The following is a 14,465-nucleotide window of genomic DNA, read 5'->3' on the forward strand; positions in this document are numbered from 1 at the left end:
GCTATGGATTACCCCACGATTGCCGACTGTGTGGGCAATACCCCGCTGATACGCTTACAGCGCCTGCCGGGCGATACGAGCAACACCGTCCTGCTCAAGCTGGAGGGGAACAATCCCGCCGGTTCGGTCAAAGACCGCCCGGCACTGTCGATGATCCAGCACGCCGAGGCCCGCGGCCGGATTGGCCCCGGCGATACACTGATCGAGGCTACCAGCGGCAACACCGGCATCGCCCTGGCCATGGCGGCTGCCATCAAGGGGTACCGTATGATCCTGATCATGCCCGAGAGCGCCACCGAGGAGCGCAAGGCGGGTATGAGAGCCTACGGCGCCGAGCTGATCCTGGTGAGCGCGGAAGCGGGCATGGAGGGCGCGCGCGACCTGGCACTGGAAATGCAGTCGGAAGGGCGCGGCCTGGTACTGAACCAGTTCGCCAACGGCGACAACCCGCGGGCCCACTACGAGGGTACCGGCGCGGAGATCTGGCGCCAGACCGGCGGCCGCATTACCCACTTTGTGTCCTCCATGGGCACCACCGGTACCATCATGGGCTGCGGTCGCTACCTGAAAGAACAGAATCCCGCGATACAGATTGTCGGCCTGCAGCCCACCGAGGGTTCCAGTATTCCCGGTATCCGCCGCTGGCCCCGGGAATACCTGCCGGAAATCTTTGTCCCCGAGGAAGTGGACCGGGTGATCGATATGGAGCAGCGGGAAGCGGAAGAGATGGCCCGCCGCCTGGCGCGCGAGGAGGGCATCTTCGCCGGCGTCTCCTCCGGTGGTGCCGTGGCCGGCGCCCTGCGCCTGTCGGCGGAATTGGAAAATGCCACCATCGTCGCCATCGTCTGCGATCGCGGCGACCGCTACCTGTCCTCCGGCCTGTTCAACGAATCGTAGAGCCCCCGATGGTTCAAGTCAGAAAACATCACTCTATCGGTGCGGACGGCGAGCTGGATCTGGAATCCTGGCTGCGCCATGTGCAGACGCTCGCCGGTCTCGACGGCGGCGCCCTGGTCACGCTGCGCCGCGCCGCCGAGGTGAGCGCGGAGGCCGAGAAGCGGGCCATCGCCGCCGAAAATATCTGGGCCGAGGGCGCCAGCAGTTTTGCCACCGGCCTGGAGATGGCCGAGATCCTCGCCGACCTGCAGATCGATGCCGAGGCGCTGATCGCCGCGGTGCTCTACCGCGCGGTGCGCGAAAAACGCCTGGAACTGAAAACCGTCGAGGACCAGTTCGGCAAGAAGGTCGCCAAGCTGATCCGCGGCGTGTTGCGTATGGCGGCGATCCGCAGCCGCAGCGCCGATACTGGCGACGAGCGCCAGGGCACTGCGGTGGAGGAGCATTCGGAAAATATCCGCCGTATGCTGGTGGCGCTGGTGGACGATGTGCGCGTGGCGCTGATCAAGCTGGCCGAGCGCACCTGCGCCATCCGCGCGGCCAAAAATGCCGAGCCGGCCAAGCGCCGACGGGTCGCGCGCGAGGTGGCCGATGTCTACGCGCCGCTGGCCCACCGCCTGGGCATCGGCCATATCAAGTGGGAGCTGGAAGATTTGTCGTTCCGCTACCTGGAGCCGGACGACTATATGCAGATAGCGCGCCTGCTGGACGAAAAGCGGCTGGCGCGGCAGAAATACATCGATCAGGTACAGGAACTGCTGCGGGATGAACTGGCGCGGGCGGATATCCACGGCGAAGTCTACGGCCGCGCGAAGCATATCTACAGTATCTGGCGCAAGATGCGCCGCAAGAGTATCGGTTTCTCCCAGGTCTACGATATCCGCGCGGTGCGCATCCTGGTGCCCACGGTGCGCGATTGTTACGCGGTGCTGGGCATAGTGCACAACCTGTGGCGCAACATCCCCAACGAATTCGACGATTACATCGCCTCGCCCAAGGAAAACGGCTACCGCTCCCTGCACACCGCCGTGATCGGCCCGGAGCGCAAGGTGCTCGAAGTACAGATCCGCACCTTCGCCATGCACGAGGAGGCCGAGTACGGTGTCTGTGCCCACTGGCGCTACAAGGGTACGGACGAGAAATCCGATGGCCAGGACGGCTACGAACAGAAGATTTCCTGGCTGCGCCAGGTGCTCGACTGGCACGAGGAAGTGGGCGGCAACCCGCTGCAGGAGCAGCTCCGCTCGAGTGAGGCGGACAGCCGCATCTATGTGTTTACCCCGGATGGCCACGTGGTGGATCTGCCCCGCGGCGCCACGCCGCTGGACTTCGCCTACAAGATTCACACCGAAATCGGCCACCGCTGCCGCGGTGCCAAGGTGGACGGCCGCATCGTGCCGCTGAACTGCGAACTACAGACCGCCAACCAGGTGGAAATCCTCACCGGCCGGAGCGAGTCGCCCAGCCGCGACTGGCTCTCTGCCGGCATGGGCTATATCACCACTTCCCGCGCCCGCGCCAAGATCATTCACTGGTTCAAGCAGCAGGCGCGGGACCAGAATATCGCCGATGGCCGCAGTATTCTCGACGGCGAGTTCAAACAGTTGGCGCTAATCGATTTCGATTTCGAAAAACTGGCAAAAAAGCTGAACATGCACTCCCTGGACGACCTATACGCCGCCGTGGGCGCCGGCGATATCGGTGTCGGGCAGGTGCTGAATGCGGCCCAGCGCATGGTGCGGGTCGACCGGGTGGAAGTGGAGCCGTCACTCACCGCCTCGGTGGCCCGGGGCGAGGGCAAGGCCGATGTCTATATCGACGGCGTCGGCAACCTGATGACCCATATTGCCCGCTGCTGCAATCCGGTACCCGGCGACGAGATCATGGGGTATATCACTCTCGGCCGCGGTGTCTCCATTCACCGCAAGGACTGCGCCAATATGCTGCGTATGCAGTCGGAGGAGCACGAGCGGGTGCTGCAGGTGGAGTGGGCGAAAAAACCCAAAGAGCTCTACGCCGTGGAGATCATGATCGAAGCCTACGACCGCCACGGCCTGCTGCGGGATATCACCGCCATGCTCGACAGTCAGCGCGTCAACATCACCGCCATGCAGACCCGCTCCAACAAGCACAAACACACGGTGGATATGGTGCTCACGGCCGAGGTGCACGGCTTCGAGGAGCTGAGCCGCGTACTGCACCGCATCAACCAGTTGCCGAACGTGGCCTCGGCCAAGCGGCGGATATTGCACTGAATGTGGAATGCGGGAACGGCTCCATAGCCTGAAAGGTTAGCTCCCCTCTCCCTCCGGGAGAGGGGCTGGGGGAGAGGGCCCGGGCCGCAGGCCCGCGCAGGGTGCGCCGTGGCAGAAAACTGCTCCTGCGTTTTCTGCATTCCCGCCATCTATGGCGGTCGCGCACCATCTGAACTATCGGTGCGCGCGGCGCACCCTACGGAGAAGGAAACACTGTGCAAGACGATAGATACACCACCGAAGACCTGCTCCACCTGATGGCCCAACTGCGCAACCCCGACGGTGGTTGCCCCTGGGACCTGAAACAGGATTTCTCCACTATCGTTCCCTCCACTATCGAGGAGGCCTACGAAGTCGCCGAGGCCATCGAGTCGAAGGATTTCGAACACCTGCACGAAGAGCTGGGTGACCTGCTGTTCCAGGTCATCTTCTACGCCCAGTTGGGCCGCGAAGCGGGGCATTTCGACTTTTCCCGCATCGTCGACACCCTGGTGCACAAACTGGTGCGCCGCCACCCGCATGTATTTCCCAGTGGCGAGCTGTATGGCGACAACAGCGGCGAGTCTATCGACGAAACCCGGGTGAATCAGAACTGGGAGGCGATCAAGGCGGAAGAGCGGGGCGCGAAAGGCGAGTCCGGCACCCTGGACGGCGTTGCCCTCGGCCTGCCGGGGTTGACTCGCGCCGCCAAACTGCAGAAGCGAGCCTCCCGGGTCGGTTTCGACTGGCCGGATATCGACGGTGTGCTGGACAAAATCGAAGAGGAAATCGGCGAGCTGCGCGAGGCCGTTGCTGCAGGCGACCGGGAGCACGCCGGCGAGGAACTGGGCGATCTGCTGTTTTCCTGCGCCAACGCCGCCCGCCACCTGAAAGTGGATCCGGAGGCGGCGCTGCGCGGCTGCAACCGCAAATTCGAGCGGCGTTTCAATGCCGTGGAAGCCTCGCTGCACAGCCGGGGGCGGACACCGGCGGAAGCTTCCCTGGCGGAGCTGGATGCGCTCTGGGAGCGGGCCAAGAGCGGCGAGTAGGAGCGCCTTGCGGCCGCTGTGGCGGTGATCGATGGCCAGTGCCGGCGCGAGCGCGCCCGCCACCCCCGGGCCCGCCGGCCACTCAGCGGCCGTTCACCACCCGCAACCTTGCCCCCCACAGGGGCAAGGTGTAAGGTAGCGCTCTTTTCACGCGGCGGCTATTGACACGCTGGCATAATCTGGAGGCAATCCGACCATGCGAATCATTCTCTTGGGAGCGCCGGGGGCCGGCAAGGGGACCCAGGCACAGTTCATTACAGAGAAGTTCGGCATCCCGCAGATCTCCACCGGCGATATGCTGCGCGCTGCAGTCAAGGCGGGCACACCGCTGGGGCTGCAGGCCAAGGACATCATGGAAGCGGGCAAACTGGTCTCCGACGACCTGATCATCGCCCTGGTCAAGGAGCGTATTGCCCAGCCGGATTGCGCCAACGGCTTCCTGTTCGACGGCTTCCCGCGCACTATCCCCCAGGCCCAGGCGCTACTGGATGCGGAGATCGGGATCGATCACGTGCTGGAGATTGCCGTGGACGACGAGGAAATCGTCAAGCGGCTGTCCGGCCGCCGTGTGCACGAGGGTTCCGGTCGCGTCTACCACGTCGACTACAATCCGCCCAAACAGGAGGGTGTGGATGACGTCACCGGCGAACCGCTGGTACAGCGCAGCGACGACACCGAGGAAACCGTGCGCAACCGCCTGGCTGTTTACCACGAACAGACAGAGCCGCTGGTCGGCTTTTATCGCGAGCTGGCGGAGCGGGCCCCGGAAAGCGCGCCGAAATGCAGCAAGGTTGCCGGCATCGGCAGCATGGACGAAATTCGCGAGAAGGTGTTTGCGGCACTGTCCTGATCCGGCTGTGCAACTGAATCCTTCTGAAGGCTCCCGATTGGGGGCCTTTTTTGATTTGGGCCATTCCCGGTTTCCCCGCGGCCTCCGGTTATCAATACGGCAATCCCCGCCGTTATGAATTGCGGCCATTGCGTCGTCCAATTAGCGTAGCCGGGGGCTTGCGGGTACCATCCGATGTGTCAGTCAGTAAACGGGTTATTTGCATGTCGACAGCGGTCATTCTGATGAATCTGGGGACGCCGGCGGAACCGACAGCCCGCGGCGTGCGGCAGTTTCTGGGCGATTTTCTTTCGGATCCGCGGGTAGTCGAAATTCCCCGCCCTCTCTGGCTGGCGATTCTGTACGGCCTGGTATTGCCCCTGCGGCCGGGCAAAATCGCTCCCGCGTATCGCGAAATCTGGGGGCGGAGCGCCGACGGCGAGGCGGTCGAGGGCTCGCCGATACTCCATTACACACGCAGGCAGGCGGAACTGCTCCAGCAGCGCCTGGCGGACACACGGCCGGATATTACCGTGACCTATGCCATGACCTACGGCAAACCGAGTCTCGATTCCGTTGTCCACCGGCTGCGCCGCCAAGGCTACGAATCCTTCCTGGTATTTCCGCTCTATCCGCAGTACTCCGCCACTACGACCGCCGCCATCTACGACCGGGTGGCGCAGATCTACCGCAACAGCCGGGATGTGCCGGATATCTCCCTGGTGCACGACTACTATCGCCACCCGCACTATATCCGGGCGCTGGCCGCCTCCGTTCGCGAACTCTGGGACAGGAAAGGACAGGCGGACAAGTTGTTGCTGTCTTTCCACGGTATTCCCAGGGCAAATGTGACAAAGGGCGATCCCTATTACCGCCAGTGCCATGAAACCGCCGAACACCTGGCCGCCGAACTGGGGTTGGGTGGCGATCGCTGGCAGGTCAGCTTCCAGTCCCGCTTCGGCAAGGCGGAATGGCTGCAGCCCTACACTGATAAAACCCTGATCGAATGGGGTGAAAAGGGGCTGTCCAGCGTCGATGTTCTCTGTCCTGCCTTTTCCGCGGACTGCCTGGAAACGCTGGAAGAAATTTCTGTGGAGAATCGCGCTAACTTTATCGATGCCGGGGGCGGGCAGTACCGATATATTCCGGCCCTCAATATCCGCCCCGACCATATCGAGATGCTGGCGACCATTGTGGGAGAAAAATTGCCGGCAAAACCGCGGCGGTAACGCGCCGGATTTTCGTCTCCAATGCGTTCGAAAATGGATTTGTCGGGCGATTTTTCAAAAAAACACACTTTTTATAAAAAAATCCTTTCTTTTTTGCCTTTTTTTCTTGCAAAGCGGGTGTTTTTTATTAACTTTGGTAAAGCCGTATCGTTTTCAACGTTATGGCGCGCTCTGAATTTGCAGTATGGCCGCCCGCGGGAGGCCCTTGTTCAGCAGCAAACCAACACACTTTTGAGTTTGCAGAGACAGTTCTAACGACTCAGAGAGGAGACAAGGGATGGCACGAGTAGCGAAAAAGAAGGCGCGCACCAAACGCGCTGCCAAGGCGAAAGCTCCGGCTGCAGTTTCTCCGGCAGTGAACAAGGCGCAGAAAGCGGTCGATTCGGCGACCAAGTCACTGGATACACAGCTCGACCGGGTTGCCAAAGCGCGGGCACGGGTTCAGAAGAGCAACACGGCGGCCGCAAAACAATCGCTGACCAATGCGAATGCCAAGGCCAAAGATTTGCGCGCCAAAGTGGCGTCGGCAAAACAGGATCTGGCCAAAGCCAAGGCAATGGATGCCGTGCGCCAGGCAGAAGAGGCGGCCAAGCAGAAAATTGGCGATCTGGCCGAGAACCTCTCTGCAAAAGCCGAGACGGATCTGGCTGCGGCACTCAAGGCATTTGAAGCCCGCTGGAAGAAAAGCCGCGCCAGGGCCGATGCGAAGAAGTTGAAGGCCGCCGAGCGCAAAGCCGAGACCAAGGTCAAGGCCGCCGCCAGGAAAGCGACGGCCAAGGTCAAGGCCCTGGACAAGAAAGCTGCGGCCAAGGCCAAGGCGGAAGCCAAAAAAGCGGCCAAGAAGGCCGCCAAGAAAAAGACCGGTCGCCCCAGGAAGTCTGCGGCCAGGAAGACCACGGCCAAAAAGAAGACGACCGCCAAGAAGTCGGCGCGCCGCGGACGTCCGCCCAAGAAACAGACCGTGGGCAAGAAGACCGCAGCCCGCAAGACGGCCAAGCGCCGCGGTCGCCCGCCGAAGAAGCGGTAATCCGGCCTATCCCGAGCCCCGGCACTGCCGGGGCTTTTGCGTTGTGGGAAGGGGAAAAGTGCCGCATCGGCATCCAGTCCGCGGCGATACATGACTCGCCTCGCGGACCGTGACACAATTCGCCTCCACCGAGTTGTAGAACGAGTGACACCGTGAAGATTCTCGCCCTGGATACCACCTCCGGAGCCTGTTCCGTAGCCCTGCATTGCGACGGCCGGACAGCGGAGCAGTTCGTCAAGGCCGAGCGGGACCACACCCGCCGCCTGCTGCCGATGGTCGATCGGGTGCTGGGGGATGCGGGCCTGCGGCTTGCGGACCTGGACGCGCTGGCGGTTAGCCGCGGCCCCGGCTCTTTTACCGGCCTGCGCATCGCCATCAGCTGTGCCCAGGGGCTGGCCTTCGCCGCAGACAAACCGGTGGTGCCGGTCTCCAGCCTGGCCGCACTGGCGGCCGGTGCCCGCCGGGCACACCCCGAATGGCGGGGTGGCGCCATTGCCAGCGCCCTGGATGCGCGTATGCAGCAGCTTTACTGGAGCGTTTACGGATTGGAAGCGCCCAATGACAGCCTGCTGCCGGAAGCGGTAGAGGATCCGGATCAGGTCGCGCAGCGATTGCGTGAATCCGACCTGCCGCAGCCGCTGTACGGTGCCGGTCCCGGCTGGCACTATCTGGCACCGTCGAGCGACCGTGCCGGCGCGCCGCTGCGGGAAGCCGATCTCGAGTCGGCGATTCACGCGCGGGATATCGCCGAGCTGGCGCTGCCGCTGCTGCAGGGTGGCGCCGCGGTGCGGGCGGAGGAACTGGAGCCGCTGTACCTGCGCAACGAAGTGACCTGGAAAAAACGACAAAAAATCCGCGCGCGATAAGTCATCCATGGAAATTTTTCAGATCGTAATCCTGGCCCTGATCCAGGGCCTGACCGAATTCCTGCCCATCTCCAGCTCGGCCCATCTGATACTGCCCCACCAGGTACTGGGCTGGCCCGACCAGGGGCTGGCTTTCGACGTCGCGGTACATTTCGGCTCCCTGGTAGCGGTGATGGTCTATTTCCGCAACGACGTCTGGGCCCTGATTCGCGACGGCCTGGGCGGTTTTGCCGACGGCAACTTCACTGACGACGGGCGCCTGGCCTGGCTGATCGCGCTCGCCACCATCCCCGCGGGTCTCGCGGGGCTGGCCTTCCAGGGATTTATCGAGACGGAACTGCGCTCGGCGGCGGTGATCGCCGCCACCACCATCGGTTTCGGCGTGCTGCTCTGGTGGGCCGATGTGCGCGGTGTGCGCACCCGGACCCTGGCGGAGCTGGACTGGAAAAAGGCACTGCTGATCGGCCTGGCGCAGGCGCTGGCCCTGATCCCCGGCACCTCCCGCTCCGGTATCACCATGACCGCCGGCCTGATGCTGGGAATGAAACGCGAGGACGCCGCCCGTTTTTCGTTCCTGATGTCGATCCCGATCATCGCGCTCAGCGCCATGTTGCTGACCTACGAGCTGGCGACACAGCGGGGCCCGGTACCCTGGGGCGATATCCTGCTGGGCACACTGTTGTCCGGTATCAGCGCCTATCTCTGCATCCACTTCTTCCTGCAATTTATCAGCCGCATCGGCATGGCGCCTTTCGCGATCTACCGCCTGTTGCTGGGCGCGGGCTTGATCTGGATGCTGGTGGGATAGAAGCTCTCCCCAAAGCTGCAAACATAGCTCCCCTCTCCCTCCGGGAGAGGGGCCGGGGGAGAGGGCGCCCGACTGTGCCACTGAACCAAACAAGGAGCATCAAATGACAACCGTCGCATTCCTGGGCCTGGGCGTCATGGGCTACCCCATGGCCGGCCACCTCGCCGGCGCCGGCCACACTGTGCGGGTCTACAACCGCACCGCCAGCCGGGCGCAACAGTGGCTCGCGGATTATCCCGGCGAGTCCTTCGCCACGCCCGCGGAGGCGGCGCGCGGCGCCGAAGTGGTATTCGCCTGTGTCGGCAACGATAACGACCTGCGCGAAGTGGTCGCAGGCGAGCAGGGCGCCTTCGCAGGTATGGACCGCGGTGCGCTGTTTGTCGACCACACCACCGCCTCCGCCGACGTCGCGCGGGAACTGGCCGCAGCCGGAGCGGAAAAGGGCATCGGCTTTCTCGATGCGCCGGTCTCCGGCGGCCAGGCGGGCGCGGAGAAAGGGGCCCTGACAGTGATGGTCGGCGGCGCGGAAACAGATTTCGAACGCGCCCGCCCGCTGATCGACTGCTTCGCGCGGGCCGCCAATCTGCTGGGCCCGGTAGGCAGCGGCCAGCTGTGCAAGATGGTCAACCAGGTCTGTATCGCCGGCCTGGTCCAGGGCCTGGCCGAAGGCCTGCATTTTGCCAAAGCCGCCGGCCTGGACGCCGAGCAGGTGATCGAGGTGATCTCCAAGGGCGCGGCGCAGAGCTGGCAGATGGAAAACCGCTACAAGACCATGCTCGCGGGCGAATACGAACACGGCTTTGCCGTGGACTGGATGCGCAAGGACCTGTCCATCGTGCTGGACGAGGCCCAGCGCAACGGCGCACTGCTGCCGGTCACTGCGCTGGTGGACCAGTTCTACAGCGAGGTACAGGCCCTCGGCGGCGGCTGCTGGGATACCTCCAGCCTGTTGGCGCGCCTGACCAATGTGCGCTCTTTCGATTAAGCATTAGCCCTGATGAATGTCCTGCTCCTCTCCGCCTACGACGCCGACAGCCACAAGCGCTGGCGGCGCGGCCTGGTCGCGGCCATTCCCGACTGGCAGTGGACGGTGCTGGCGCTGCCGCCGCGCCATTTCAGCTGGCGCGTGCGCGGCAACAGCCTCAGTTGGGGCCGGGGCGAGGCGGCCGACACACTGCGCCGCCCCTGGGACTTGATCGTCGCCACTTCCATGACCGACCTCTCCGCCCTGCGCGGCCTGGTACCGGAAATCGCCGGGGTCCCCACGGCGGTCTATTTCCACGAAAACCAGTTCGCCTATCCCCGCAGCGAGCGCGCCCACCCGAATATCAATCCCGAGCTGATGAATGTCTACACGGCGCTGTGTGGCGACCTGCTGCTGTTCAACTCCCACTACAACCGCCGTACTTTGCTGGAGGGCGCGGAGAAATTGCTGAAGCGTTTCCCGGACTTCGTGCCGCCGGGGCTCTGCGCTGAGATTGAGGGCAAATCGCAGGTATTGCCGGTACCGCTGGAGGATGAACTGTTTGCAGCCCCCGGCGGGCGATCGGATTTGCCGCCTGTCGGGGAGGGGCCCGCAGCTGGTGGTCCGGGCAGCGGGCCGACGTATGTCTGGAACCACCGCTGGGAGTACGACAAGGGCCCCGACATCCTCCTGGCCGCACTGCAGCGGTTTGTGGCGCACAGGTGGCCGTTTACCCTGCATATGGTGGGTCAGCAGTTCCGCCGACAGCCGCCGGAGTTCGCCCGTATTCGCGAGCTGCTGGAACAACACGGCGCGCTCGGCGCCTGGGGCTATCAGCGCAGTGCCGACGATTACCGGCGCCTGCTGCGGCAGAGCCACGCGGTCCTGTCCACGGCCCGCCACGACTTCCAGGGACTGGCGGTGCTCGAGGCCGTCGCCGCTGGCTGTCGGCCAGTGGTACCGGACAGCCTCGCCTATCCCGAGTGGTTCGGGCCCGGCGGCTACCGCTTTTCCGCGGATATCGATTCCTGCGCGGCTGAGCTGAGTGGGGCCATGCTCGATTGTGCCCGCCGTATCGAAGCGGGCGAGCGCGCGGAGGTGCCGGATGTATCGGGTCTGTGCTGGTCCGATTGGGTCGGTGACTACCGGGCGCTGCTCGGCAATCTGGCGTCGGGTGGAGGGGCGCGCTAGCCCGCACCATACAACCGCGCCTGTGAAAAGGGTATTATTCGCCCCTCAATTCCAGATCAGACAGCATGGAACAGCAAGGATTTATGAGTAAGCAGCGCGTACTGACCGGCATCACCACCTCCGGCACCCCCCACCTGGGCAACTATGTGGGCGCGATTCGCCCCGCGATCGCCGCCAGCCAGGAGGAGAACAACCAGTCGTTCTACTTCCTGGCGGACTACCACGCGCTGATCAAATGCCAGGACCCGGAGCAGGTGCACCAGTCCACCCTGGAGATCGCCGCCACCTGGCTGGCATTGGGGCTCAATACCGACAATGTGGTCTTCTACCGCCAGTCCGATATCCACGAGATCCCCGAGCTGACCTGGCTGCTCACCTGCCAGACCGCCAAGGGTTTGATGAATCGTGCCCATGCCTACAAGGCGGCGGTGGATGCCAACCGCGCCGACGGCGAAGACTCGGATTTCGGTATCAACATGGGCCTCTACAGTTACCCGATCCTGATGGCCGCGGATATGCTGATGTTCAACGCCCAGCGGGTGCCGGTGGGCCGCGACCAGATCCAGCACATCGAGATGGCCCGGGATATCGCCCAGCGCTTCAACCATCATTACGGCGACCACTTCGCGCTGCCGGAAGCCGTGGTGGAAGACCATGTGGCGGTCCTGCAGGGCCTCGACGGCCGCAAGATGAGCAAGAGCTACGGCAATACCATCCCGCTGTTCCTGCCGGAAAAGAAACTCAAGAAGCATATCAACAAGATCAAAACCAACCTGCTGGAGCCGGGCGAGCCGAAGGACCCGGATACCTCCACGGTATTCCAGATCTGGAAGGCGTTTGCCTCCGAGGTGCAGACCGCGGAAATGCGCAAGGCGTTCGAGCAGGGCATTGCCTGGGGCGAGGCCAAGAAGCAGTTGTTCGAACTGGTCAACGGCCAGATCGGCGAGGCCCGCGAGCGCTACAATGAATTGCTGGCCAATCCGGCGGAAATCGAAGCGGAGCTGGAAAAGGGGGCGGACAAGGCCCGCGCTTACTCTGCACCGTTTCTCGAAGAACTGCGTCACGCCGTAGGTATCCGCAAGATTGGTTGACGGCTGCCGGGCTCTCTCACCGCAGCGGCCAGTACTGACTGGAGGACCGCGGTAGCGGGCCGTTCATGGAAGACAAACAGCACCAGAAATCGATAACAACAGGGGGCTATCGTGGCACGCATCCAACAAAACTCCGGGTCGGGCAGCGGCTGGATCAACCGGTCCCTCAATTTTATCGAAGTGGTGGGCAATCGCCTGCCGGACCCGGCGGTGCTCTTCCTGGTCCTGATGCTGGTTATCTGGGGGCTGTCCTGGATACTGTCCGGTGTCAGCTTCGATACTCTGCACCCCGCTACCGGTGACGCGATTCAGGTGACCAATCTGCTTTCCGGGGATGAACTGGCACGTTTTCTGTCGACGATGGTGACCACTTTTACCGGCTTCGCGCCCCTGGGTGTGGTGCTGGTGGCCATGCTCGGTGTGGGTGTTGCGGAGCACAGTGGCTTTATCAATGCAGTACTGAAAAAGTTGCTGGCGGTCACACCGCAGCAACTGCTTACACCCATACTGATTCTGGTAGCCATTGTCAGTCATACGGCGGTGGATGCGGGCTATGTGCTGGTGATTCCGCTAGGCGGGGTTATTTTCTATGCGGCCGGGCGCCATCCGCTGGCGGGTATCGCCGCCGCTTTCGCCGGGGTTTCCGGTGGCTTTTCTGCCAATTTTGTTCCCTCGGCAATAGATCCACTGCTGCAGGGGTTTACCCAGACGGCGGCACAGATTGTCGATTCCGGGGTACAGCTGAACCCGCTCAATAACTGGTTCTTTACATCGGCCTCCTGTCTTGTGATCACGGGGCTGGGCTGGTGGCTGACGGACAAGGTTATTGAGCCGCGTCTTAAAGATGTCGCCATCGATGGCGACAAGGAAGAAATGCCGGTTATCCACGAGCTGGGCGGGCGCGAAAAGAAAGCGCTTTACCTGTCGGTGGCGGTGATGGCAGCCGGTATCGTCGGCCTGGTAGCCTGGATGTTCCCCGAGACTTCGGCGCTGCGCGACGCCGAGGGCCAGCTGGCTTCTTTCGACGCCCCGGCGATGAAGTCCATTGTACCGCTGATTTTTCTGTTGTTTATTATTCCCGGTGTAGTGTTTGGCTATGCCGCGGGCACCTTCGGGAAAAGCAAAGATGTTATCGATGCGATGTCCAGAACCATGAGTTCCATGGCCTACTACATCGTGATGGCCTTTTTCTGTGCGCTTTTTATTTCCGAATTCGCCCGTTCAGGCCTGGGCACCCTGCTGTCGGTGGAGGGCGGCAATATGCTGGCGGCCATGAACCTGCCTGGGCCGATTACCCTGATGGGGATAATTCTGCTAGTGGGCTTCATTAACCTGTTCGTCGGTTCGGCTTCCGCCAAATGGGCATTGCTGGCGCCGATCTTCGTGCCTATGCTGATGCAGATCGGCTTCTCGCCGGACCTGACCCAGGCCGCCTACCGGGTGGGGGATTCTTCCACCAATATCATCACACCCTTGATGCCCTATTTTCCTCTGGTGGTGGTCTACTGCCAGCGCTACGTGAAGAGCACCGGTATCGGCACACTGGTTTCGATTATGCTGCCTTATTCACTGGTGTTCCTGTTCTGCTGGTCCCTGTTCCTTGTGGCTTACTGGACACTGGGGATTCCTCTGGGGTTGCAGGCAAACTACACCTATCCTTGAGTGAAAGCAGTAAGATTAGGGCTTCCATGCTCAGTGAGTAGAATATGCAGATTGCCTACCTCTATCTGGCGATAGCCATCGTTGCCGAAGTCGTGGCTACAACGGCTCTGAAGGCGACAGAGCAGTTCACCAAGCCGATCCCGACGCTGATCGTCGCTGTTGGCTACGGTATAGCGTTTTACCTGCTGACATTGGTGTTGCGCACGATTCCGGTGGGAGTGACCTACGCTATCTGGTCTGGCATGGGTATCGTGCTGGTGGCCATTGCCGGGGCTATGGTTTACAGGCAGATTCCGGATCTGCCCGCAGTCATCGGGATGGGGCTGATTGTTCTGGGCGTGATTGTCATGAATGTGTTTTCCGGTACGGTGAAACACTGATAAGCGGTTATCGCCCAGAGTTTTGTGCCGGAGTCTAAGCTCGCTTCCCGTCCCGTGCTCCATTTCTGTCGAGAAGCAGGGACATTGATGTTCGTGTTCCGTAACGAAAGATATCAGGTTTCTTGATTCCGCATTTCCTCTTTCTCGGAGCCTGCAATCTGTATATAAGAATAACCGAGAGGGCTGAATTACAGTCACTGTTAGGTGTTGCCGGTACGGCGCTTTCGAAGCGCTATCA

The 14,465-nt window shown here is 62.3% G+C and carries 13 protein-coding genes; all 13 read left to right on the top strand.

Translation table 11 applies throughout. The annotated features are described in order from the left end of the window. The first annotated feature begins 3 nt into the window (after positions 1-3). The 13 genes from cysM to OQE62_RS07270 all read left to right on the top strand — a co-directional run bounded on the left by cysM (position 4) and on the right by OQE62_RS07270 (position 14,227). Positions 4-897, top strand: a complete 894-nt coding sequence (gene cysM / locus OQE62_RS07210; protein WP_265721337.1) for a cysteine synthase CysM — start codon at positions 4-6, stop codon at positions 895-897. 8 nt (positions 898-905) lie between these two features. After that, positions 906-3,152: a GTP diphosphokinase gene (gene relA / locus OQE62_RS07215; RefSeq protein WP_265721338.1), complete on the top strand. Its 2,247-nt coding sequence runs from the start codon at positions 906-908 to the stop codon at positions 3,150-3,152. 215 nt (positions 3,153-3,367) lie between these two features. Further along, positions 3,368-4,180, top strand: coding sequence for a nucleoside triphosphate pyrophosphohydrolase (gene mazG / locus OQE62_RS07220; RefSeq protein WP_265721339.1), 813 nt, complete (start codon positions 3,368-3,370; stop codon positions 4,178-4,180). A gap of 196 nt (positions 4,181-4,376) precedes the next feature. After that, positions 4,377-5,030, top strand: coding sequence for an adenylate kinase (adk, locus tag OQE62_RS07225; protein WP_265721340.1), 654 nt, complete (start codon positions 4,377-4,379; stop codon positions 5,028-5,030). Between the two features lie 203 nt (positions 5,031-5,233). After that, positions 5,234-6,238 (top strand): ferrochelatase, encoded by a 1,005-nt coding sequence (hemH, locus tag OQE62_RS07230; RefSeq protein WP_265721341.1) that lies wholly within the window; start codon positions 5,234-5,236, stop codon positions 6,236-6,238. A 277-nt stretch (positions 6,239-6,515) separates the two neighbouring features. Beyond that, positions 6,516-7,265 carry a hypothetical protein gene (locus OQE62_RS07235; protein WP_265721342.1) on the top strand — a complete coding sequence of 250 codons (750 nt, stop codon included), beginning with the start codon at positions 6,516-6,518 and terminating at the stop codon, positions 7,263-7,265. Positions 7,266-7,417: 152 nt separating this feature from the next. After that, the gene (tsaB, locus tag OQE62_RS07240; RefSeq protein WP_265721343.1) at positions 7,418-8,131 is read left to right on the top strand and encodes a tRNA (adenosine(37)-N6)-threonylcarbamoyltransferase complex dimerization subunit type 1 TsaB; all 714 of its coding nucleotides are present in this window, start codon (positions 7,418-7,420) and stop codon (positions 8,129-8,131) included. Positions 8,132-8,138: 7 nt separating this feature from the next. Continuing rightward, positions 8,139-8,939: an undecaprenyl-diphosphate phosphatase gene (locus tag OQE62_RS07245; protein WP_265721344.1), complete on the top strand. Its 801-nt coding sequence runs from the start codon at positions 8,139-8,141 to the stop codon at positions 8,937-8,939. Positions 8,940-9,042: 103 nt separating this feature from the next. After that, on the top strand, positions 9,043-9,924 hold the full coding sequence (locus tag OQE62_RS07250) for an NAD(P)-dependent oxidoreductase (protein ID WP_265721345.1): 882 nt from the start codon (positions 9,043-9,045) through the stop codon (positions 9,922-9,924). Between the two features lie 12 nt (positions 9,925-9,936). Then, positions 9,937-11,094, top strand: a complete 1,158-nt coding sequence (locus OQE62_RS07255) for a tRNA-queuosine alpha-mannosyltransferase domain-containing protein (RefSeq protein WP_265721346.1) — start codon at positions 9,937-9,939, stop codon at positions 11,092-11,094. An 83-nt stretch (positions 11,095-11,177) separates the two neighbouring features. Then, the gene (locus tag OQE62_RS07260; protein WP_265721347.1) at positions 11,178-12,185 is read left to right on the top strand and encodes a tryptophan--tRNA ligase; all 1,008 of its coding nucleotides are present in this window, start codon (positions 11,178-11,180) and stop codon (positions 12,183-12,185) included. A gap of 111 nt (positions 12,186-12,296) precedes the next feature. Then, the gene (locus tag OQE62_RS07265) at positions 12,297-13,847 is read left to right on the top strand and encodes an AbgT family transporter (RefSeq protein ID WP_265721348.1); all 1,551 of its coding nucleotides are present in this window, start codon (positions 12,297-12,299) and stop codon (positions 13,845-13,847) included. Between the two features lie 44 nt (positions 13,848-13,891). After that, positions 13,892-14,227 (top strand): DMT family transporter, encoded by a 336-nt coding sequence (locus OQE62_RS07270; RefSeq protein ID WP_265721349.1) that lies wholly within the window; start codon positions 13,892-13,894, stop codon positions 14,225-14,227. The last annotated feature ends 238 nt before the right edge of the window (positions 14,228-14,465 follow it).

This window comes from Microbulbifer halophilus (assembly GCF_026183675.1).
Lineage (GTDB): Bacteria > Pseudomonadota > Gammaproteobacteria > Pseudomonadales > Cellvibrionaceae > Microbulbifer > Microbulbifer halophilus.